Genomic DNA, 750 nt, shown 5'->3' on the forward strand with positions numbered 1-750 from the left:
TTGAATATCCCGAGCGGGGCGTCGATCAGCCCCCAGCTCATGAGCGTGCTGTTGATCACGCCGCCCGGACCGAACATCAGGACCCACGAGTACGCCCGGACGAGGTACATCGTGAAGAACGGCAGGAGGACGAAGAAGATGACGACCTTGAACAGCCGCCCGCCGCTCCGCGCCAGCAGGTACGCCAGCGGGAACGCGAGCGTGAGGCACAAAAGCGTCGTCACGGTGGCGATGACGTACGAGAGCCACAGCGCCGTGACGAACGGTGTGTTCCAGATCGCGCCGCCGCCGTCGAACAGGGAGCGGTAGTTGTTCAGCGTCGGCTCGTAGACGATCTGGTACGTCAACGAGCTGACCTCGAAGAAGCTCACGGCGACCATGAACGCCAGCGGCGCGACGAGCAGGGTGAGTATCCACGCTGCGCTGGGACCGACCGTGACGCCGAGCCGACTGCGTGGTCCGCTCAGCAGCCTCACCGCCCTCGCCCGCGCGCTCTCGTCCGGCTCGTCTGCGGCCATCTATGCCGCCTTGACCTCTTCCCACGCGGAGACGTACGCCTCCTCGACGTCCGAGTCGATGTCCTTGAGCGAGTACATCCCCTCGAGCCGCGAGGGGTCGATCCGCCCGTACAGCTCGTTCTGCTCCTCGGTCAGCTCGTCGGCCACGTTGGGGTTCGTGCTGGGCGAGAAGCCGGCCTCCGCGAGCGCAGCGCCGTTCTGCGGCGTGATGCACTCGTTAATCCCCTCCCAG

At 66.0% G+C, this 750-nt stretch carries 1 protein-coding gene and 1 pseudogene; both read right to left on the bottom strand.

Annotation, left to right across the window (positions count from 1 at the left end):
- A partial coding sequence (locus tag DVK07_RS20105; RefSeq protein ID WP_394338899.1) for an ABC transporter permease occupies positions 1-518 on the bottom strand: 518 nt, incomplete at its 3' end.
- Positions 519-750, bottom strand: a pseudogene (locus DVK07_RS20110) (spermidine/putrescine ABC transporter substrate-binding protein); the annotation flags it as partial.

It is taken from the genome of Halorubrum sp. Atlit-26R (genome assembly GCF_003666015.1).
Taxonomy (GTDB): domain Archaea; phylum Halobacteriota; class Halobacteria; order Halobacteriales; family Haloferacaceae; genus Halorubrum.